This is a genomic window from Streptomyces sp. NBC_00078, assembly GCF_026343335.1.
Lineage (GTDB): Bacteria > Actinomycetota > Actinomycetes > Streptomycetales > Streptomycetaceae > Streptomyces.
On the sequence record NZ_JAPELX010000001.1, the window covers coordinates 2648390 to 2666958 of the forward strand.

The window sequence follows — 18569 nt, forward strand, 5'->3', positions numbered from 1 at the left end:
CGGAGATCCTTCGGAAAAGTGAAGGTCAGCGCAGGTGAGAGGTGTCGTTGAAGAGTCGTACGCTCGCGTTGCCGTCCGCGTAGTAGGCCACCGCCGAGAGGGAGGCGGCCGAGAGCTCCATGCGGAACAGGGACTCGGGCGGGGCGCCCAGGGCGAGGCGTACGAACGTCTTGATCGGGGTGACGTGGGTGACGAGGAGGACCGTGCGGCCCGTGTACGCCGCCACCAGCTTGTCCCGTGCCACCGCGATCCGGGCCGCGGTGGCCGCGAAGCTCTCGCCGCCGCCGGTCGGCCGGGCCTCCGGGTCGTCCAGCCAGGCGTTCATGTCGTCGGGGTAGCGCTCGCGGACCTCGCCGAACGTGAGCCCCTCCCAGGCGCCGAAGTCCGTCTCGCGCAGCCCGTCGTCGACGCTCACCTCCAGGCCGAGACGTGCGGCGACGATGTTCGCGGTCTCGCGGGTACGGGCGAGGGGCGACGCGACGATCGCCTGAATCGTGCCTCGCCTGGCCAGCGCCGCCCCGACCCGCTCGGCCTGCTCCCGGCCGACGTCCGACAGGGACGGATCGGTACCGCCGCTCCCCGAGAACCGCTTCTGCGGAGTCAGCGGGGTCTCACCGTGCCGCAGGAGGACGAAGGTCGCGGGCGCCCCCATGTCGGCGGGGGCCCAGCCTGGACTGGCGACGGTGCGCGCGGCCCGGACGTCAGCCTCCGCCTTCGCCCCAGCACCGCCTATCTCCCCCCTGGCCTCCACCGCACCGCTGCGGTCGGAGGGGACGGCGGAAGAAGACGCGGAGGTCGCGGACGGGGCCGCGGACGGGCTCGCGGGGGGCGCGGAAGACGAAGCCGAGGCCGAGGCCGCGGACGGAGTTACGGGAACCGCCGAAGGCGAAGTGGTGGCCGCGGACGGAGATCCGGGGGCCGCGGGAGAGGCGGGAGTGGCAGGAGCCGCCGCAGTGGAAGCGCTGGCTGCGGTAGAAGATGCCGGGGCCGCCGGAGCGGAGCCGGTGGGGGCAGGGCGCGCCTCCGCCAGCGCCGCGCGTGCTCTCGCCGCGCCCGCCGCCGCGTCGCCCGGCGGGCCGGACGGCTCCGGGGCCGCTAGGCGGGCGGCGCGTGCGTCCAGCTCTGCCGTGGACGCCGACGGCGACCACTGCTCGCCGCGCTTGCCCGCGTCCATCGCCTCGTTAGCGAGCCGGTCCGCGTGCTTGTTCCGCTCGCGCGGGATCCACTCGTACGTCACCTGCTCCGGCGGGAGGACGCGAGCCGCCTCGGTCGCCAGCGGCTTCATGTCGGGGTGCTTGATCTTCCAGCGGCCCGACATCTGCTCGACGACCAGCTTGGAGTCCATGCGGACGTGCACGGTGGCCGACGGGTCCAGGTCACGGGCGGCACGCAGCCCCGCCAGCAGGCCGCGGTACTCGGCGACGTTGTTCGTGGCGACGCCGATGTACTCGGCCGCCTCCACCAGCGTCTCCCCCGTCGCCGCGTCGATCACGACGGATCCGTAGCCCGCGGGCCCCGGGTTTCCCCGTGACCCGCCGTCCGCCTCGACGATGAACTCCCGCACGGCACAAGCCCCTTACAGTCGCCCTGGCAGTCGCCCCTGCAATCGCGGTGGCAATCGCCCTTTCCAGTCCTGTCCTTGCTTACAGACCGGACTCGGCCGTGCGCACCAGGATGCGACGGCAGTTCTCGCAGCGCACCACGGTGTCGGGGGCGGCCGAGCGGATCTCGTTGATGTCGGTGATCGCCAGCTCCTGACGGCAGCCCTGGCAGGTGCGCTGGTACAGCTTGGCCGCGCCGATGCCGCCCTGCTGCTCGCGCAGCTTGTCGTAGAGCTTGAGCAGGTCCGCGGGGATGGTGCCCGCGATGACCTCGCGCTCCTTCGTCACCGTGGCCACCTCGCCGTCGATCTCCTCGAACGCGGCGCCGCGGCGTGCGCTCGCGTCGTCGATCTTCGACTGGACGGAGGAGACCCGCTCGGTGAGTTCGGCGACCCGCTCCTGCACGGACTCGATGCGCTCCATCACCTCCAGGACGACGTCCTCGAGGTCGCCCTGCCGCCTGGCGAGGGAGGCGATCTCGCGCTGGAGGTTCTCCAGGTCCTTCGGCGAGGTCACGGCACCGGAGTCCAGGCGCTGCTGGTCGCGGGCGGCGCGCTGGCGCACCTGGTCCACGTCCTGCTCGGCCTTGGTCTGCTCGCGGGCGGTGTCGCTCTCCTCGGTCTGGGCGGCCACGAGCAGGTCGCGCAGCTGGACGTGGTCCTTGGTCAGCGAGTCGATCTCGGCGTGCTCGGGCAGCGACTTCCGCCGGTGGGCGAGCTGCTGCAGCCGGACGTCGAGTGCCTGGACGTCGAGGAGTCGGATCTGGTCGGCGGGCGCGGCGTTCAGTTGGGGGCTCCTGCGGTTGCATCAGAGGAGGCCGCATGGGCCGTCCAGGGGTCGGTGACCGTCTTGGACACGTGGACCCTGAGGTCCCATCCGTGCCGGTCGGAAATCTCGTCGAGCTGGGTTGCGGCCAGCTCGCACCAGGGCCACTCGGTGGCCCAGTGCGCCGCGTCGAGCAGCGCGAGGGGGCTTTGGGCGGTGGCCTCGGAAGCCGGGTGGTGGCGCAGGTCCGCGGTGAGGAAGGCGTCCACTCCGGCCGCGCGGACCTGGTCGAAGAGGCTGTCGCCCGAGCCGCCGCTGACGGCGACGGTACGGACCGTCGCCTCGGGGTCGCCGGCCACCCGGATGCCCTGCGCGGTGGCGGGCAGCCGCTCGGCGGCACGGGCCGCGAACTCCTTCAGGGGCAGCGGGTGGTCCAGCTCGCAGACGCGGCCGAGGCCCCGGCGTCCGGACGGGTCGGTGGCGTCCGGCACGAGAGGCCCTACGACGCGCAGGTCCAGCGCGCCGGCCAGCGCATCGCTGACGCCCGGGTCGGCCGTGTCCGCGTTCGTGTGGGCGACGTGCAGCGCGATGTCGTTCTTGATCAGGGTGTGCACGACGCGGCCCTTGAAGTGGTTCGCCGCGACCGTCGTCGTACCGCGAAGATAGAGCGGGTGGTGGGTGACGAGCAGGCCGGCGCCCAGCTTCACCGCCTCGTCGACGATCTCCTGGACCGGGTCGACGGCGAACAGGACCCGGGTGACCTCCTGGTCGGGGTCGCCCACGACGGTGCCGACCGCGTCCCAGGACTCGGCCCGCTCGGCGGGCCACAGGTTCTCCAGCGCGGTGATTACTTCAGACAGACGGGGCACGGGCAAAAGGCTACCTGCCTGATCTGTGCCGCTGAACCGATGTGCGGGTCCCGGCACCACGATCCCGGTCGCAACGAACGGGACGGTGCCCGCACCCGGCCGCGCCCCCGGCCCCCGTCAGCACACCGGCCCCCGTTTCCTCAGGCGAATCGTTCCTTGGCCACCCTTATGTGTGAAGCAGGAGGCTCGTGGTCCCACGTGTGTGCGTGCGAAAACTAGCTTCGTCGCCGGAGGTGACCAGACCATGACGGCGTGTGCGATCGAGCCCGAGGCTGCCCCCGAGGACGGCGCCCCGCAATCGGGCTGCACCATCACCGCGGACGGCGCCTACGCCGCCCGGCTCGCCCAGGACGGCGGCTCCTGGTTCCCGGAGCGCTGGACGCTGGACGGCCCCGAGCCGTACGCCGTGCCGCTGCCCGGCAACCAGCCCGAGGAACCCGGCACCGAGGTGCAGCCGATGGGCGACGGGCGGGTGCTCATCCGCCGGCCGATGGACGGGCGGCATGTCTTCTCCCTGCTCTACCCGACCGGGCCCGGCACCGGCGAGGTGCTGATCGGCGCGGTCGAGTGCCCGGACGAGGGCACCCGGCTGCGGCTGCTGCCTCCCGCGCCGGGCGGCGAGCAGGCGTACGCCCTCGCCGTGGGCCGGCACACCAGCACGGTGTGGCTGGTGGCGGGCGGCGCCTTCGGGCCCGAGCACGTGGCGGACGTCCCGGGGCGCTGCTCGGGCGGGGTGTGGCTGGATCGCACGGGACGGATGCTGGTGCTGGACCGTGAGATCGACGGCCGGACCAAGGCGGTGGTGGTCGACCTGGAGCGGGCCGGCGAGGTCTCGCCCCTTCTGCAGATCGCCGACGCCAGCGACGACCGGCTGTTGCTCGCCGACCCGGACAGCGGCCTGCTGCTGATCCGCTCGGACGCGCCGTCGCCGGGCGAGGAGCGGCTGGGCTGGGGGGTGCTGGGCAGCACGCTGCCGGTGCGTTTCCCGGAGTGCCTGCGCCTGCCCGGCTGTGCCGTCACGCCCTTCGCCATCCAGCCGGGGCAGGTGCTGATGCCGGAGAGCTGCGGGGTGGCGTTTCGGGCCGACGGGCCCGTCGGCAGCTGGGTGGGGCTGTGGCGGCCGGACCGGCGGCGGCTGCACCATCTCCCGGCGCCCGAGGGGTGGTTGGCGGGCGCCGGACTGTGGACCAGGGACGGGGTGCTCCAACTGCCGTACGCCACGGCCGAGATGCCGTGCGGCGTGGCGTGGATGGTGGCGCCCCCGGGGGAGACGGGGGAAACGGGGGGCGCAGGGGAATCGGGGGGCCCAGGGCCGGAGGATCCGGTCCGGGACGGTGCGGCTGCCCCGGCGGCGGACGGGAGTTCGTCTCCGTCGCCGGGCGCGCCGTCCGCGTCCGTGTCAGATCCTCCTGAGCCCGTCGCGCCGCGTCCCGTGCCGTTGCAGCAGGCACCCTTGGGACGTCTTGTAACGAAATAGTGCCGATGGGCGCGCCCGTCTGGATTCGAACAGAGGCCAGCCGGTTAAACTCGCCCGGCTGTTAGAAAGATCATGTCAACGGGGTGAATCCTTCCGATGAGCGACACACGCACCATGCAGCTGTCCGCCGAGACCCAGGAAGACGCCGGCCAAGGCCGGCACCGGGGTCCGGTCTCGGCCCAAGACGGTGACTCGGCCCCTCGCGGCCGGCACCGCAGGCCGGACGAGAACACCGAGGCGGCTGCCTGACGGTTACACGGTTACGCAGGGAAGGGCCCCGCACATCGACGTGCGGGGCTCTTCCCTCTCTATCCGCGCCCCAGTCCCAGCACCTCCGCCGCCGCGAACGTCTCCCCCGCAGGCCGCTCCGCGTAGTGCGGGGTGAGCAGGGCGTCGAGTTCGTCGTAGGTGAAGGTGTCCTGCTTGCTGTCGAACTTGGCCTGCACACTGGGCCGTTCGATGACCGCCACCATGCCGCCGTGTACGACGAGCAGCTGCCCGTTGACGCGGGCGGCGGCGGGTGAGGCCAGATACCCCACGAGCGGGGCGACGTGTTCGGGGGCGAGTGGGTCGAGCCCCTCCGCGGGCTGCTCGAAGCCGGCGAAGACGTCCTCGGTCATCCGGGTGCGGGCACGCGGGCAGATGGCGTTGGCCGTGACGCCGTACTTGGCGAGGGCGAGGGCCGTGGAGGTGGTCAGGCCGACGATTCCGCCTTTCGCCGCCGCGTAGTTGGGCTGTCCGGCCGAGCCCGCCAGGAACGCCTCCGACGAGGTGTTCACGATCCGCCCGAACACCGGCCCGCCCACCGCCTTGGACCGCTCACGCCAGTGCGCGGCCGCGAAGTGGGTCGTGTTGAAGTGGCCCTTGAGGTGGACGCGGATCACCGAGTCCCACTCTTCCTCGGTCATGGAGAAGACCATTCGGTCGCGCAGGATGCCCGCGTTGTTGACCAGGATGTCCAGCCTGCCGAACTCGGCGATCGCCGACTCGACCAGTTCGCGGGCCTGTGGGAAGTCGGCCACGTCCCCGGTGTGGGCGAGCGCCCTGCCGCCCGCCGCGCGGATCTCGGCGGCGACCTGTCCGGCGGGGCCGGCGGAGGCGTCCCCCGAGCCGTCCCGGCCCGGCTGCCCGAAGTCGTTGACGACGACGGCGGCGCCGAGCCGGGCGAGTTCGAGCGCCTCGGCACGGCCCAGGCCACGGCCGGCGCCGGTGACGATGGCCGACAGTCCCTCAAGTGGCAGTGACATACGCATCCTTGGAGTCGTCAGATCTCGATGCACGTACGAAGCGCCGTGCCCGTCCGCATCTGGTCCAGTGCCTCGTTGATCTCGCTCAGCGGCACCCGGTGCGTGATCAGGCCCTCCAGGTCGATGCGGCCCGCGCGCCACAGGGCGATGGTGCGCTCGTAGGAGCGCAGGACGTCGCCGCCGCCGTACATCGAGGGCAGGATCCGCTTCTCGTCGAAGAACAGCTCGAACATGTTGAGCTGCAGGAAGTCGTCCATGGCGCCCGCGCCGACGACCACGAGCGTGCCGCCGCGCCGGGTGTTCTCGTACGCCGTCCGGGCGGTGGCCGACCTGCCGACGACCTCGAAGACGTAGTCGAAGCCCTCGCCGCCGGTGACCTGTTGCCTGGCGTCGGCCAGCTCGTCCGGCGAAACCGCCTTCGTGGCACCGAACCTGAGGGCGGACTCGCGGCGCGAGGCGACCGGGTCGACGGCGACGATCTCGGCGGCGCCCTTGAGCCGCGCGCCCTGGATCGCGGAGATGCCGACGCCGCCGCAGCCGATGACGGCGACCGACGAACCGGCCTCCACGTCGGCGGTGTTGAGGGCGGCGCCCAGGCCCGTGGTCACCCCGCAGCCGATCAGCGCGGCGATGTCGAAGGGCACGTCGTCCGGTATCGGCACCGCGCAGCCCGCGTCGACGACGACTTCCTCGGCGAAGGTGCCGGTGCCCGCGAAGCCGAACACATCGGCAGGGGCTCCGCCGGGACGCCTGAAGTTGGGGGTGCCCGCGTTCATGAACCCGGCCAGACACAGCTCCGTCTGCCCGCGCCGGCACGCCGGACAGGCACCGCAGGCCGGCAGCCAGCACACGACCACCCGGTCGCCGGCCTTCACATTCCGTACGCCCTCCCCGACTTCGACAATCTCGCCCGCGCCCTCGTGCCCGGGCACGAACGGCGCCGGCTGCGGCAGCACCCCGCTCATCGCCGACAGGTCCGAGTGGCACAGCCCGGTGGCCCGCACCCGGATCCTCACCTTGCCGGGCCCGAAGCCCGTCGCCTCGACGTCGTCGAAGACCTCGAGCTTGTCCTGGCCGATCTCGTGCAGTACGGCTGCGCGCATGGTGCGGGCTCCCCTCAACTGCCTGCCTGGTACCTGCTTCGACTGCCTGCTTCAACTGCCTGCTTCCGCGCTGTCTGCTCAACTGCCCGCTGGATCACGGGTGTTCGACGATCGTGTCGGCGAGGACGGGTGCGTCGTCCCGCTCCGCCGCGCTCACGGCGACCCTGGTGGACTCCGAGGTGTGCCACATGCGGATGCGCAGCGTCTCCCCCGGATACACGACGCCCGCGAACCGGGTGGAGTACGAGCGCACCCGGGTCACGTCGCCGCCGAGCAGCGTGTCGACGACCGCCTTGAGCGTCATGCCGTAGGTGCACAGTCCGTGCAGGATGGGCCGTTCGAACCCGGCGACCTTGGCGAAGTCGGGGTCTGCGTGCAGCGGGTTCCAGTCGCCGGAGAGGCGGTAGAGCAGGGCCTGGTCCTCGCGAGTCGGGCGCTGGACGGTGCGGTCGGGGGCGCCGGTGAGCGGTTCGAGGCGCGTGGACGGGCCGCGGTCGCCGCCCCAGCCGCCCTCTCCGCGGACGAAGATCTGCGCGTCGCTGGTCCACAGCGGGCCGTCGGCGTCGGCGACCTCGGTGCGCATGACCAGGATGGCCGCCTTGCCCTTGTCGTACACGGCGGCGATGCGGCCGGTGGCGGTGGCCGTGCCCGCGACCGGGATCGGGCGGTGCAGGGTCAGTGACTGGCCGCCGTGCAGGACGCGGGCCAGGTCGACTTCGATGCCGGGCATGGACAGACTGCTGATCACGCCGGGCGAGCCGGAGCCCGCGACCGTGGCGAAGCTCGGCAGCACGTGCAGCCGGGACTCCAGGGTGTAGCGCAGTTCGTCGGGGTCGGTGGCGGGGCTGTCCTTGTCGGGATTCGCGGCCGCCCCGACGCCGAGGTGGTAGAGCTGGACGTCCTTGCGGTCCCAGGTGATCTCGCCGGAACGGGGCTCGGCGGCGAGGGCCTGCGCTGCGTCGATGGGCATACGGCTCCTGTACATGGGGCGGCATGAAGACCCCGGTGCGGCCGTCCGCACCGTCGGCCGCACCGAGGTCGCTACGGGCCGATCTAGAACGCGTTCCAGTCCGGCGCCCTCTGTATAGCCCAGCGCCCGTCAGTTGTGAAGGCTCCTGACGGAGTGTCAGCTTGGGGTGCCGCGGCAGTCGGGCCGTGACATTTGTCCTGCCGGAGTCCGTACAGGCGGATCTGCCGGACGGCCGCCCTTCCTCCGTAGCGTCGTCGTCATGACGAACACGACTGGGACGGGAGCCGGGGCGGAGCCCGCGGTGTCCTTCACGGGGGCGGTCAAGACCTTCGGCGCCGTACGCGCCGTCGACGGCGTCGACCTGGCCGTAGCGCCCGGCGAGACCGTCGCCCTGCTGGGCCGCAACGGCGCCGGCAAGTCGACGGCGATCTCGCTGCTGCTCGGCCTGAACGAACCCGACGAGGGCACGGTGCGCCTTTTCGGCGCCGCCCCGGAGCGGTCGGTGCGCGCCGGGCGGGTCGGCGCGATGCTGCAGGAGGGGCGCGCGGTGCCCAGGGTGACCGTGCAGGAGCTGGTCACCTTCGTGGCCCGCCGCTACCCGGCCCCGATGCCCGTCGCGCGGGCGCTGCGGCTGGCCGGGATCGCCGAGCTGGCGGGGCGGCGCGTGGACCGGCTGTCCGGCGGTCAGACGCAGCGTGTACGGTTCGCCGTCGCGCTCGCCGGGAACCCGTCGGTGATCGTCCTGGACGAGCCCACCGCGGCCCTGGACGTGGAGGCGCGGCAGGCCTTCTGGACCTCGATGCGGTCCTACGCCCGTCTCGGCCACACCGTTCTGTTCTCCACGCACCACCTGGAGGAGGCGGACGCCCACGCCGACCGGATCGTCGTCATCGACAGGGGCCGGATCGTCGCGGACGGCACCGGTGAGCAGCTCAAGCGGTCGGTGGGCGGCGGCCTGGTCGCCTTCGACCTCGCGGGACGCTCCACCGAGGGCCTGGAGCTGCTGCCCGGCGTACGGTCGGTGGAGGTGCGCGGGGACCGGGCCCGACTGCGCAGCGACGACCCGGACGCGACGGTGGTCGCGCTGGCGAAGCGGCATGCGATACGCGGCCTGGAGGTCGCCCCGGCGTCGCTCGACGACGCGTTCCTGGCCCTCACCGCACGAGTCGAGGAGGCTGCGTGATGCTGGACTATCTGCGGCTCGAGGTGCGCCGGACCCTGCGCGACGCCGGTTTCGTCGTCGGCGGGATCGCGATGCCGGTGCTGATGTATCTGCTGTTCACCAATCTCGGCGCGGACGACGGCAGCTGGAAGACCGGCGCGATGGTCGGCATGGCCGGGTACGGCGCGGTCGGCTCGGCTCTGAACACCGGTGGCGGGGTCGCCGAGGACCGGGCGATCGGCTGGCTGCGGCAGCTGCGGGTGACACCGATGACACCGCGCCAGGTCGTCGTGGGCCGGACCCTGACCGGCTCGGTGACGGTACTGCCGGCCATCCTCGCGGTCCTCGCGGCGGGCGGCCTGGTCAACGGCGTACGCCTGGATGTCTGGCAGTGGGCGGCGATCGCCGCGCTGCTGTGGCTGGGCTCGGTGCCCTTCACCCTGCTGGGCCTGGGCAACGGCTACCGGCTGACCGGGCAGACCACGGGCGTGGCGAACATGGCGTGCAACCTGGGTCTGGCGGTGCTGGGCGGCCTGTGGTTCCCGGTCACCCTCTTCCCTGGCTGGCTGAGCACCCTGTCCGCGTACACCCCGACGTACCGCTTCGCCGAGCTGGGCACCTCGGTCGCCGACGGGCACGCCCCGGCGCTCGGCGCGGTCGCGGTCCTCACCCTCTGGCTGCTGGCGTTCGGTTCGTACGCTGTGCTGTCGTACCGACGGTCCGGCCGGACCGTCTGAACGGGGAGCGAGAACATGTTCTGGATGCGAGGGATCACCTGTCAGGTGGGCGGGTGGCGGGCGGCCCGGGCGCAGTGGCGCGCGGACATGGAGCGGTTCAAGGCCGCACAGAAGGAGGCACGCAGGACCGGCGGGAAGATGCCGGAGAACCCGGGTCCTCCGCCGACCGGCTTCGCGCTGCTGCCGTGGCTGCTGATGGGGATGGGCGCCTTCTCCAACCTCTTCCAGGGCAAGACGGCCAGCCCCTGGATCGGCGGCGTGGGCCTGCTCGCCTTCAACTCCCTCTACATCTATGTGACGTTCCGCGCCTTCGTGAAGGAGACGCGCGAGGCGGCCGCGACCCGGGGGGCGCTCGCCGCGATGGCCGTGATCACCTGCGCACTGGCCATCGGGTACGGCGGCAGCTGGCTGTACTTCTTCCCGCTGCTGGGCCTGGCCACCGGAGCGGTCGTGCGAGGCCCGTGGCTGGGCAAGGCCGGCCTCGGCCTGACGGCGCTCGCGGCGGCGGTCTCCGTGTTCCGGGCGGGCTGGGACGCGGTGAACGTCGCGTACGGCACCTTCCTTTCGACGATGGTGACCGCGGCGATCCTGTCTCTCTCCGAGGCCGTACGGGAACTGCGCGCGGCCCGTGAGGAACTGGCCCGGCGGGCGGTCGAGGAGGAGCGGCTGCGCTTCTCCCGCGATCTGCACGACCTGCTCGGGCACACCATGTCGGTGATCGTGGTGAAGTCGGAGGCGGCCCGGCGGCTGGCCTCGCGGAACCTGGACGCCGCGCTCATCCAGATCTCCGACATCGAGTCGGTCGGCCGCCAGGCGCTCACGGAGATCCGCGAGGCCGTGACCGGCTACCGCGAGGGCAGCCTCGCCACCGAACTGGACCGGGCCCGCTCGGCCCTGTCCGCGGCGGCCGTCGAACCGGTGGTGGTCCGCTCGGGCACGCCGCTGGCTCCGCAGACCGAGGCGCTGCTGGGCTGGGTGGTGCGGGAGGCGGTCACCAACATCGTGCGGCACGCCTGCGCCACACGCTGCGAGATCACCGTGGACAGCACCCCCGAGCACGTCCGCCTCACGATCGCCGACAACGGGTCGGGCGAGCCGGTCCCCTCGTCGACGCCGCCCCTGCCGGGCATCGGCGGCACCGGCCTGAAGGGGCTGACCGAGCGCCTCGCGGCGGCCGGCGGCTCCCTGCGGGCCGGCCCGTCACCGCGAGGCGGTTTCACGGTGGCCGCCGAACTCCCCGTGGAGCCGGGCGGCCTGGCGGACACCGCTCTGCTTACGGTGCCCAGGGCTGGCTGACCACCCAGCTCACGTCGTCCGCCCAGGACGTGGCACTGTCCCAGGTGTTGGAGCCGCCGTTGCTCGCTACGTAGACGTTGAAGTCGTAGTGGCGGATGAACTTGGCCGGGAAGTTGTACGACGCGAACGAGGTGCCCGTGCCGCTCTTTCCGGCCGCCGGGCAGAAGGTCGCGTCGGATCTGAACTGCGCGGTGCCGTCCATGGGTTGCCGCAGGAGCTGGTAGTTGTAGTGCCGCAGGAAGTCACCGGGGTAGTTGCGTGACTCGAAGGAGACACAGGAGCTGCGGGCCAGGCCCCGGCGGACGATCCAGGTGGCGTCGCTCTTGTCGAGCGCCGAACTGCTCGACGTGATGGGCTAGACGACTCCCGCGTCGTTCTGGTGGCGTATGTAGTCGCTGGTGCAGCACGAGGTCGTCGCACGCAGTGAGATCTCCGAACCGGGGTTCAGCGAACCGGTGGAGCCGGTCGAGCCGCCGTAGCCCACGGAGACGATGTTGGCCTGCACGGAGTTGTCGGCGGCGTCCGTCGGGATGCCCGAGGTCATGACGCCCTCGAAGAAGGACCCGATCGAACCGTTGCTGTTGTCGCCGCCCGTGCCGAGGACGATCGCGCCCTCCTGGTGCATCGGCGAGTAGCCGCTCGTGGTGGGTTCACCGCCGGAATAGGTGGTGGTGAGGCTGCCTGATTGGGCATTGCCGTATTTCAGCGCGAAATGGTCCTGACCATTGTTTTTCAGCAAAGCGGTCACGAACGGCATCGCCCCGGTACCGGTGTTCGACGTGTTCTTGCTGTGGCCGGCGTCCGACTGGAACAAGCCGTTCTCCAGGTCTGCCTGCACCCAGGGGCCGCCGCCGTAGCAGGGCGAGAACCAGCACTCGGTGCCGAAGTTGATCGCGTCCATGTGGCCGTTGCCGGTGTCCTTGTTGTTCGTCTCGGCATTGCCGTAGTCGAAGCAGCACCTGCCGTTGACATGGGTGCCGGAGGTGACCATGTACATCCCCTCGGCCTGCCCGTTCACGGCGACGCCGGAGGTGGAGTTGTCCCGGTAGCCCATGCCGGCCGAGATCTCCAGGCCGTAGACCTGGTGGCCGCCGACGGTCACCGGCAGGGCGTCGGCGGGTGCGCCGACATCGGCCGCGCCGGCCCCGCCGGCCCCTTCGACGGTCAGGTCGTTGTGGCGCGGGGACTGGTCGTAGATCTTGGTGATGATGCAGGTGGTGCCGGAACAGAAGGAGTCCTGGGCCGCCGCGTTGGCGTAACCGCCGGCGGCCTGCAGCCCGATGTTCGCCGTGGCGCTGTCGGAGGCTCGCTGCACCTGGTACAGCGAGCCGCTGTACGAGGAGTAGAGCGCCCTGACGAGGCTGTGCGCGGCGACGCAGGGGGTGCCCGCGGCGGCGTAGATGTCACAGGGCAGCGAGTTCGCGGCCTGGGCCTGCGGGATGCCGACGGCGAGCGCGAGGACGGTGACGAGCGCCGAGAGCGCGGCCAGGGTCGCGGTTCTGAGTCTTGGGAACAAGGCTGACCTCTTTCACTGTCCGATATCCCGAACGGTGTTCGACTGAAATGCCGAACTTATTTCACCGATCGAAATACCGAACAATTGCGGGTGGGGAGAAGGCACAGCAATGACAAAGGTGAACTCTCAATGCAGGGGCGATTGTTGGGCCGAACTCGGCGCACCGTCAAGAGTCACGGAACGGAACCATGACAAGTCTTTAGACGAGTTTCCCTTCGGGCCCCGGGCCCGGCCCACGCCCTACCCTTGACCCGTGAACGAGATGCCCCGGGGCCACCGGCCGACGAAGTGTGTGAGGGTTCTGCTCGCCGAGGACCAGGGAATGATGCGGGGCGCGCTCGCCCTGCTGCTCGGCCTGGAGGAGGACCTGGAGGTCGTCGCCCAGGTCGGGACGGGCGACGCGATCGTGGACGCCGCGCTGGCCCACCGGCCGGACGTGGCCCTGCTGGACATCGAACTGCCGGGCATGAGCGGCCTGGACGCGGCTGCCGAGCTGCGCGAACAGGCCCCGGACTGCCGGGTGCTGATCCTCACCACCTTCGGGAGGCCCGGCTATCTGCGCCGCGCGATGGAGGCCGGGGCGGCCGGCTTCCTCGTCAAGGACGGCCCCGTAGAGGAGTTGGCCGCCGCGATCCGCCGGGTGCTGACCGGCGAGACCGTGATCGACCCCGCGCTGGCCGCCGCCGCGCTCAGCGCCGGGCCGAGCCCGCTCACCGCGCGCGAGTGCGACGTCCTCAAGGCGTCCGTGGACGGCGCGACGGTCGCCGACATCGCCGCGAAGCTGCATCTGTCCGAGTCGACGGTCCGCAACTACCTCTCGTCCGCGATCGGCAAGACGGGCACCCGCAACCGCATGGAGGCGATGCGGGAGGCCCGGCAGCAGGGGTGGCTGTGACAGCCGCGCCTACTTCGTCACGAACACCGACTTGAAGCCCGTACTCTTCGGCGCCAGGCACACGAACCAGTTGTCCGGGGACCCGTCGGCCGGGCGGATGCCCTGCTCCTGACGGGCATCCACGGCTTCCCCCGAAAGCCTGTGAAGCTTGGTGCGGGTGCCGTCCTGCCAGGTGCAGGTGACCTCCTGAGCGGACTTGCCAACCCGGCCGATCACCAGGCGCACGGGCCCCCCGGAAGCCGGCCGCAACCGGGCCGAGCCGGATTCCAGGTCCGTGTCCGCCAGCCTGCTCTCCTTGAGGAGCGTGCTGTAGATCACCAGCGACCGCTGGTCCCCATAGCTCCTGCGCACGAAGTAGGCGCTCTTGCCGATCAGGTCGGAGGCCTTGCGGATGTCCCCGGGGAATTCCCCGTACTCGGCCATGGCCACCAACTGGGTCTGCGCCTCCGCCGCATTGCGCGGTGCGCCCCACACGTTGATCCAGACGTCCCATTCCTTGCCGTCCTCGGTCCCCCTCGCCAGCGTCGTCGACTGCGGCTCGCCGAGCCGCGGCGCCGCGGTCGTCGGCGGGTGGGTGGCCACCTGCGCTCCCCGATGCCCGCCCCCGTCACCCGGCAGCCCCGCGAGCGCCAGCGTCCCCGTCGTCCCGACGATCGCCAGCGCCGCCGCCGTCGCCACCGCCCAGCGACGGGCCCTGCGCCGCCGGCCACCGCGGATCACCGCCTGGGTGGGGGCTATACCGATCTCGACCCCGTCCGCGGCGTCGGCGAGCAGGACGGCGATGTCGGTGTGCGTCATGTCGTGGTTCGTCTCCCGGTCCGCGCTCATCACTTACGCCCTCCCCCAGTCGTCACCATGTCCGCCAGTCCCGGTATGGCGCGGAGTTTCGCGATCCCCTTGGCCGCGTTGCTCTTCACCGCGCCGACGGAACAGCCCATCGCCTCCGCCGTCTGTGTCTCCGTGAGGTCCTCCCAGTACCGCAGGACCACCGCCTCCCGCTGCCGTACGGGCAGTTGGGCGAGCGCCGTCAGCAGGACGCCCCGGTCGTCGGCCTGGGCCATGCGGTCACCCGTGTCAGCGATCTCGCGCACCAGGCCCGAATCGTCCTTCGGCGCCAGGAACTCCCGCAGTTTCCTGCGGTGTTTGCGCGCATGCGCGTTGATCATCACGCGCCGTACGTACGCCTCCGGGTCGTCCGCCGAGCCGACCCGGCGCCAGGCCACGTAGACCTGTTCGAGCGTCGACTGGACGAGGTCCTCCGCGGCGTGCTGCTCCCCCGTGAGGAGATATGCCGTGCGCATCAGCCGCGGCCAGCGGCCGATGACAAAGCTCTGGAACTCCTTGTCCCGAGCCTCCTTGCGATCCCCCATGGGCACCTCCTAGATGTCTGAAGGAGTCCATGAGCGGCCCGGACCGTTGCCTCACTCCGCCGAGAATTTCCGCGGCCTCACTGCGCGGAGGTTCTCCGGGGCAGCCACACCAGCATCAGCACCGCCCCCGCGAGCAGCACCCCCGCCCCCGTGCGGAACACCAGCGCGTACCCCTCCGTGAGCGCCCCCGGAGCATCGCTCCCGGCCGACCGCGTCGCCGCGATGGTCGACATCACCGCGAGCCCCAGTGAACCGCCCATCGTGCGCGAGGTGTTGACCACCCCCGACACCAGTCCTGCCTCTCCGGGAGCCGCCCCCGCCGTGGCGAGCGCGGCGAGCGGGGTCGCCGTCAGGCCGGCCCCCAGCATCATCAGGATCCCCGGGATCATGATCTCCGTCGGATAGGCGCCCTCCGGCGTCATCATCGACTGCCAGCCGAAGCCGGCCGCCGCCACGACCGTCCCGAGCACGGCCACCTTGCGCGCGCCGAACACCGGCATGAACCGGGGCGCCGCCTTGGAGCCGACGAGCACCGCCAGGGAGCTGGGCACCAGCGCCAGCCCGGCCTCCAGCGGCGTGTAGCCGAGTACGTTCTGCGCGTACAGCGTCATGAAGAACCACATGCAGAACATCGCGGAGCCGCACAGGAACATCGCCGCGTTCGCCGACCACACGGCCCGTACCCGGAACAGCCCGAGCGGCATGAGCGGGACCGCCGTACGCGACTCGACGACCAGGAAGAGCGCGATCAGCGCGAGCCCGGCGGCCAACGGCACGAGCGTGTCCGCCGCCGTCCACCCCTCCGACTCCGTCTGCGAGATCCCGTACGCGAGGGTCGCGAGCCCTGCCGTCACCAGCACCGCACCCGGCAGATCGAGCCGCCGCCCGCCCCCGTTGCGGCTCTCCGCCAGCCATCGCGTCGCGCCGGCCAGCACGACCGCCCCGACCGGAACGTTGATCAGCAGTACCCACCGCCAGGACAGCCCGTCCACCAGCGCTCCGCCGACCAGCCCGCCCGCCGCTCCGCCACCGGCACCCACCGCGGTCCAGGTCGCTATCGCCCGCGCCCGCGCCGCCCCCTCCGGGACCGCCGAGGTGAGGATCGTCAGCGTCGACGGCGCGAGCACCGCCGCCCCCAGCCCCTGCACGGCCCGCGCCACCAGCAGCTGCCCGCCTTCCTGCGCCAGCCCGCCGCCGAGCGAGGCCAGCGTGAACAGGGCGAGCCCCACCAGGAACATCCGCTTGCGCCCGTACAGGTCCCCGGCCCGCCCGCCGAGCAGCATGAAACCGGCGAAGGCGATCGCGTACGCGTTCACCACCCACTGCAGTCCCTGCGGGCTCAGCCCCAGGTCGGCCCGCATCGACGGCAACGCCACATTGACGACCGACACATCGAGCACGACCAGGAACTGTCCGGCGCAGGCGAGCGCCACGACCAGCCATGTGGGCGGCGCCGTACGGCGGGAGGAGGTCCGGGTGACGTCAGCGGCTTCCAGCATGCCTGTCATGCTCTCAACCCTGTTACGCCCCCTGCATCGGTATTTCGCCCGACCCGGCCCTGGGCCGCCCGACCTACACCGTCCGCCCGACCTGCACCTCCCGCACGACATCCCCGCGACGCGGACCTTCATGGCGCGCCGGATCAGAACACGTTCCACTCGACCCCACCAGGCCTGACGGGGCCTCAGATACCCATGACAAGGTCAAGAATTCATTAGAGACCTGAAGCAACGGAATAGTTGCCTGCGCATACGAGGTTTACCCAGCACTCATCTCACGGGAGGCCTCACTCAATGACGCACACGACGACCGACCAGCCCGCGCGGAAAGCGAGCGGAGCCGTGGTTCCGGTGCTCGCCTTCGCGGGCATCGTTGTCGCGGTGATGCAGACCCTGCTCGTCCCGGTCATCAAGGATCTGCCGCAGCTGCTGGGTACCGCGCCCAGCAACGCCACCTGGGTCCTGACCTCGACGCTGCTCTCGGGAGCCGTGGCCACGCCGATCATGGGCCGCCTCGGCGACCTCTACGGCAAGCGGCGCATGCTGATCCTCAGCCTCGCCGTGATGGTGGTCGGCGCGCTGGTCAGCGCCCTCACCAGCGACCTGCTCACGATGATCGCCGGCCGTGCGCTGCAGGGCTTCGCGATGGGCGCGATCCCGCTCGGCATCGGCCTGATGCGCGACATGCTGCCGCGCGAGAAGCTCGGCTCGGCCATGGCCCTGATGAGCTCCTCGATCGGCGTCGGCGGCGGACTCGCGCTGCCGCTCGCGGCCCTGATCGCCCAGCACGCCGACTGGCACGCCCTCTTCTACGTCGCCGCCGGCCTCGGCGCGCTCGCGATCCTCCTCACCCTCCTCGTCGTACCGGAGTCCCCGATGCGCGCGGAGGGCTCCTTCGACGTCCTGGGCGCCATAGGCCTCTCCACCGGTCTCGTCCTCTTCCTCCTGCCGATCACCAAGGGCAGCGACTGGGGCTGGACGTCCGGCACCACGCTCGGCCTGTTCGCCGCGTCGGCCGTCGTCCTCGTCCTGTGGGGCGTGATGGAACTGCGCATGAAGGCCCCGCTGGTGGACCTGCGCACCACGGCCCGCCCGGCCGTCCTGTTCACCAACCTCGCCTCGATCATGGTCGGCGTCTCCTTCTACGTCGTCTCCCTCGTCCTTCCCCAGCTGCTCCAGCTCCCGAAGGCCACCGGCTACGGCCTCGGCCAGTCGATGGTCACCGCGGGCCTGCTGGTCGCGCCGCTGGGCCTGACGATGATGCTCACGGCGCCGGTCTACGCCCGCCTGTCGGCGAAGTACGGCCCCAAGGTCACCCTGATCCTCGGCATGCTGATCATCGCGATCGGTTACGGCGCCGGCCTCGGCCTGATGAGCGCCGCCTGGCAGAGCCTCGTCATCGCGGTGCTCCTCGGCGCCGGCATCGGCCTCGCCTACTCCTCCCTCCCCGCGCTGATCGTCGGCGCGGTCCCGGCCTCGGAGACGGGCGCGGCAAACGGCCTGAACACGCTGATGCGTTCCATCGGTACGTCGGTGTCGAGCGCCGTCATCGGCATGGTGCTGGCCAACACCGCGAACAACGTCGGCGGCGTTGCCGTCCCGACCATGCACGGCTTCCGCGTCTCCTTCCTGATCGCGACCGGCGCGGTGGCCGTCGGCCTGCTGATGGCGCTGTTCCTGCCGAAGGCGAACCGTGCGCCGCAGCTGCGCGCGAGCAGCGAGGAGGACGACGCCGTCGTGGAGCGCGCCGAGGAGGTCCTGCGGGGCTTTCGCGGCCGCGTCCTGGACGCCGCCGGCTCCCCGGTCGCCCGTGCCAAGGTCACGCTGATCGACCGGCGGGGCCGGCAGGCGGGGGCGACGCTCTCGGAGGAGGACGGCAGCTATGCGCTCGCCGTGCCGACCGAGGGAGCCTACGTCCTGGCCGCGCGGGCGGCGGGGCACGGTCCGCTTGCCTCTTCGGCTACGCACGGGGGCGAGGAGCGGCCGGTGGACCTGGATCTGTCGCTGCCCGGTGAGGCCGTGACCGCTTAGCGCCCAGCAGGGTGCGGCGCTCCGGCAGCCC

16 protein-coding genes and 1 pseudogene are annotated in these 18569 nt (G+C 71.5%); 7 read left to right on the top strand and 10 right to left on the bottom strand.

Translation table 11 applies throughout. The features are described 5' to 3' along the window. Positions 1–25: 25 nt before the first annotated feature. The 3 genes from OOK07_RS12315 to OOK07_RS12325 form a co-directional block, all read right to left on the bottom strand. Positions 26–1564 (bottom strand): bifunctional RNase H/acid phosphatase, encoded by a 1539-nt coding sequence (locus OOK07_RS12315; RefSeq protein ID WP_266796397.1) that lies wholly within the window; start codon positions 1562–1564, stop codon positions 26–28. 79 nt (positions 1565–1643) lie between these two features. Next, positions 1644–2387, bottom strand: a complete 744-nt coding sequence (locus tag OOK07_RS12320; protein WP_323178115.1) for a zinc ribbon domain-containing protein — start codon at positions 2385–2387, stop codon at positions 1644–1646. Next, complete coding sequence (locus OOK07_RS12325) at positions 2384–3235, bottom strand: Nif3-like dinuclear metal center hexameric protein (protein ID WP_266679728.1); 852 nt, start codon at positions 3233–3235, stop codon at positions 2384–2386. The genes OOK07_RS12320 and OOK07_RS12325 overlap by 4 nt, the downstream gene beginning before the upstream one ends. A gap of 244 nt (positions 3236–3479) precedes the next feature. On the opposite strand from OOK07_RS12325, the gene OOK07_RS12330 reads away from it, so the two are divergent. Together OOK07_RS12330 and OOK07_RS12335 are read left to right on the top strand one after the other, a co-directional pair. Beyond that, entirely contained in the window at positions 3480–4712 is a 1233-nt protein-coding gene (locus tag OOK07_RS12330; protein ID WP_266796400.1) for a hypothetical protein, read from the top strand. A 96-nt stretch (positions 4713–4808) separates the two neighbouring features. Beyond that, positions 4809–4961, top strand: coding sequence for a hypothetical protein (locus OOK07_RS12335; RefSeq protein WP_266679732.1), 153 nt, complete (start codon positions 4809–4811; stop codon positions 4959–4961). A gap of 59 nt (positions 4962–5020) precedes the next feature. Here OOK07_RS12335 and OOK07_RS12340 read toward each other — a convergent pair whose 3' ends face one another. The 3 genes from OOK07_RS12340 to chsH3 all read right to left on the bottom strand — a co-directional run bounded on the left by OOK07_RS12340 (position 5021) and on the right by chsH3 (position 8032). Further along, positions 5021–5959 (bottom strand): 3-oxoacyl-ACP reductase, encoded by a 939-nt coding sequence (locus OOK07_RS12340; protein WP_266796402.1) that lies wholly within the window; start codon positions 5957–5959, stop codon positions 5021–5023. Between the two features lie 17 nt (positions 5960–5976). After that, positions 5977–7062, bottom strand: a complete 1086-nt coding sequence (locus OOK07_RS12345; RefSeq protein WP_266796404.1) for a Zn-dependent alcohol dehydrogenase — start codon at positions 7060–7062, stop codon at positions 5977–5979. A gap of 94 nt (positions 7063–7156) precedes the next feature. Continuing rightward, entirely contained in the window at positions 7157–8032 is an 876-nt protein-coding gene (chsH3, locus tag OOK07_RS12350; RefSeq protein WP_266679738.1) for an enoyl-CoA hydratase ChsH3, read from the bottom strand. Positions 8033–8291: 259 nt separating this feature from the next. Here chsH3 and OOK07_RS12355 point away from each other — a divergent pair, with 259 nt between their 5' ends. The 3 genes from OOK07_RS12355 to OOK07_RS12365 are packed head-to-tail and all read left to right on the top strand — an operon-like array spanning position 8292 to position 11227. Then, positions 8292–9215 carry an ABC transporter ATP-binding protein gene (locus tag OOK07_RS12355; RefSeq protein ID WP_266679740.1) on the top strand — a complete coding sequence of 308 codons (924 nt, stop codon included), beginning with the start codon at positions 8292–8294 and terminating at the stop codon, positions 9213–9215. Beyond that, the gene (locus OOK07_RS12360; RefSeq protein ID WP_266679742.1) at positions 9215–9931 is read left to right on the top strand and encodes an ABC transporter permease; all 717 of its coding nucleotides are present in this window, start codon (positions 9215–9217) and stop codon (positions 9929–9931) included. The genes OOK07_RS12355 and OOK07_RS12360 overlap by 1 nt, the downstream gene beginning before the upstream one ends. A 15-nt stretch (positions 9932–9946) precedes the next feature. Further along, positions 9947–11227: a sensor histidine kinase gene (locus OOK07_RS12365; RefSeq protein WP_266796408.1), complete on the top strand. Its 1281-nt coding sequence runs from the start codon at positions 9947–9949 to the stop codon at positions 11225–11227. On the opposite strand, the pseudogene OOK07_RS12370 reads toward OOK07_RS12365, so the two are convergent. Beyond that, positions 11205–12743, bottom strand: a pseudogene (locus OOK07_RS12370) (arabinofuranosidase catalytic domain-containing protein). The gene OOK07_RS12365 and the pseudogene OOK07_RS12370 sit on opposite strands and share 23 nt — an antisense overlap. A gap of 262 nt (positions 12744–13005) precedes the next feature. Between OOK07_RS12370 and OOK07_RS12375 the strand changes: the two are divergent. Further along, the gene (locus OOK07_RS12375; RefSeq protein ID WP_266683481.1) at positions 13006–13638 is read left to right on the top strand and encodes a response regulator transcription factor; all 633 of its coding nucleotides are present in this window, start codon (positions 13006–13008) and stop codon (positions 13636–13638) included. 9 nt (positions 13639–13647) lie between these two features. Here the strand turns inward: OOK07_RS12375 and OOK07_RS12380 are convergent, their stop codons facing one another. From OOK07_RS12380 to OOK07_RS12390, 3 genes are all read right to left on the bottom strand, one after another. Beyond that, complete coding sequence (locus tag OOK07_RS12380; RefSeq protein ID WP_266796410.1) at positions 13648–14466, bottom strand: hypothetical protein; 819 nt, start codon at positions 14464–14466, stop codon at positions 13648–13650. Next, complete coding sequence (locus OOK07_RS12385; RefSeq protein WP_266679750.1) at positions 14466–15008, bottom strand: SigE family RNA polymerase sigma factor; 543 nt, start codon at positions 15006–15008, stop codon at positions 14466–14468. The genes OOK07_RS12380 and OOK07_RS12385 overlap by 1 nt, the downstream gene beginning before the upstream one ends. 77 nt (positions 15009–15085) lie before the next feature. Next, positions 15086–16516 (bottom strand): MFS transporter, encoded by a 1431-nt coding sequence (locus OOK07_RS12390; protein ID WP_266796412.1) that lies wholly within the window; start codon positions 16514–16516, stop codon positions 15086–15088. A gap of 285 nt (positions 16517–16801) precedes the next feature. Between OOK07_RS12390 and OOK07_RS12395 the strand changes: the two genes are divergently transcribed. After that, the gene (locus OOK07_RS12395) at positions 16802–18538 is read left to right on the top strand and encodes an MFS transporter (RefSeq protein ID WP_266796414.1); all 1737 of its coding nucleotides are present in this window, start codon (positions 16802–16804) and stop codon (positions 18536–18538) included. The last annotated feature ends 31 nt before the right edge of the window (positions 18539–18569 follow it).

What these genes read in the sequence shown, in the direction of transcription:
- OOK07_RS12330 (WP_266796400.1), top strand. Translation starts at nt 3,480, where the DNA reads ATGACGGCGTGTGCGATCGAGCCCGAGGCTGCCCCCGAGGACGGCGCC.
- OOK07_RS12335 (WP_266679732.1), top strand. Translation starts at nt 4,809, where the DNA reads ATGAGCGACACACGCACCATGCAGCTGTCCGCCGAGACCCAGGAAGAC.
- OOK07_RS12340 (WP_266796402.1), bottom strand. Translation starts at nt 5,959, where the DNA reads ATGTCACTGCCACTTGAGGGACTGTCGGCCATCGTCACCGGCGCCGGC.
- OOK07_RS12345 (WP_266796404.1), bottom strand. Translation starts at nt 7,062, where the DNA reads ATGCGCGCAGCCGTACTGCACGAGATCGGCCAGGACAAGCTCGAGGTC.
- chsH3 (WP_266679738.1), bottom strand. Translation starts at nt 8,032, where the DNA reads ATGCCCATCGACGCAGCGCAGGCCCTCGCCGCCGAGCCCCGTTCCGGC.
- OOK07_RS12355 (WP_266679740.1), top strand. Translation starts at nt 8,292, where the DNA reads ATGACGAACACGACTGGGACGGGAGCCGGGGCGGAGCCCGCGGTGTCC.
- OOK07_RS12360 (WP_266679742.1), top strand. Translation starts at nt 9,215, where the DNA reads ATGCTGGACTATCTGCGGCTCGAGGTGCGCCGGACCCTGCGCGACGCC.
- OOK07_RS12365 (WP_266796408.1), top strand. Translation starts at nt 9,947, where the DNA reads ATGTTCTGGATGCGAGGGATCACCTGTCAGGTGGGCGGGTGGCGGGCG.
- OOK07_RS12375 (WP_266683481.1), top strand. Translation starts at nt 13,006, where the DNA reads ATGCCCCGGGGCCACCGGCCGACGAAGTGTGTGAGGGTTCTGCTCGCC.
- OOK07_RS12380 (WP_266796410.1), bottom strand. Translation starts at nt 14,466, where the DNA reads ATGAGCGCGGACCGGGAGACGAACCACGACATGACGCACACCGACATC.
- OOK07_RS12385 (WP_266679750.1), bottom strand. Translation starts at nt 15,008, where the DNA reads ATGGGGGATCGCAAGGAGGCTCGGGACAAGGAGTTCCAGAGCTTTGTC.
- OOK07_RS12390 (WP_266796412.1), bottom strand. Translation starts at nt 16,516, where the DNA reads ATGACAGGCATGCTGGAAGCCGCTGACGTCACCCGGACCTCCTCCCGC.
- OOK07_RS12395 (WP_266796414.1), top strand. Translation starts at nt 16,802, where the DNA reads ATGACGCACACGACGACCGACCAGCCCGCGCGGAAAGCGAGCGGAGCC.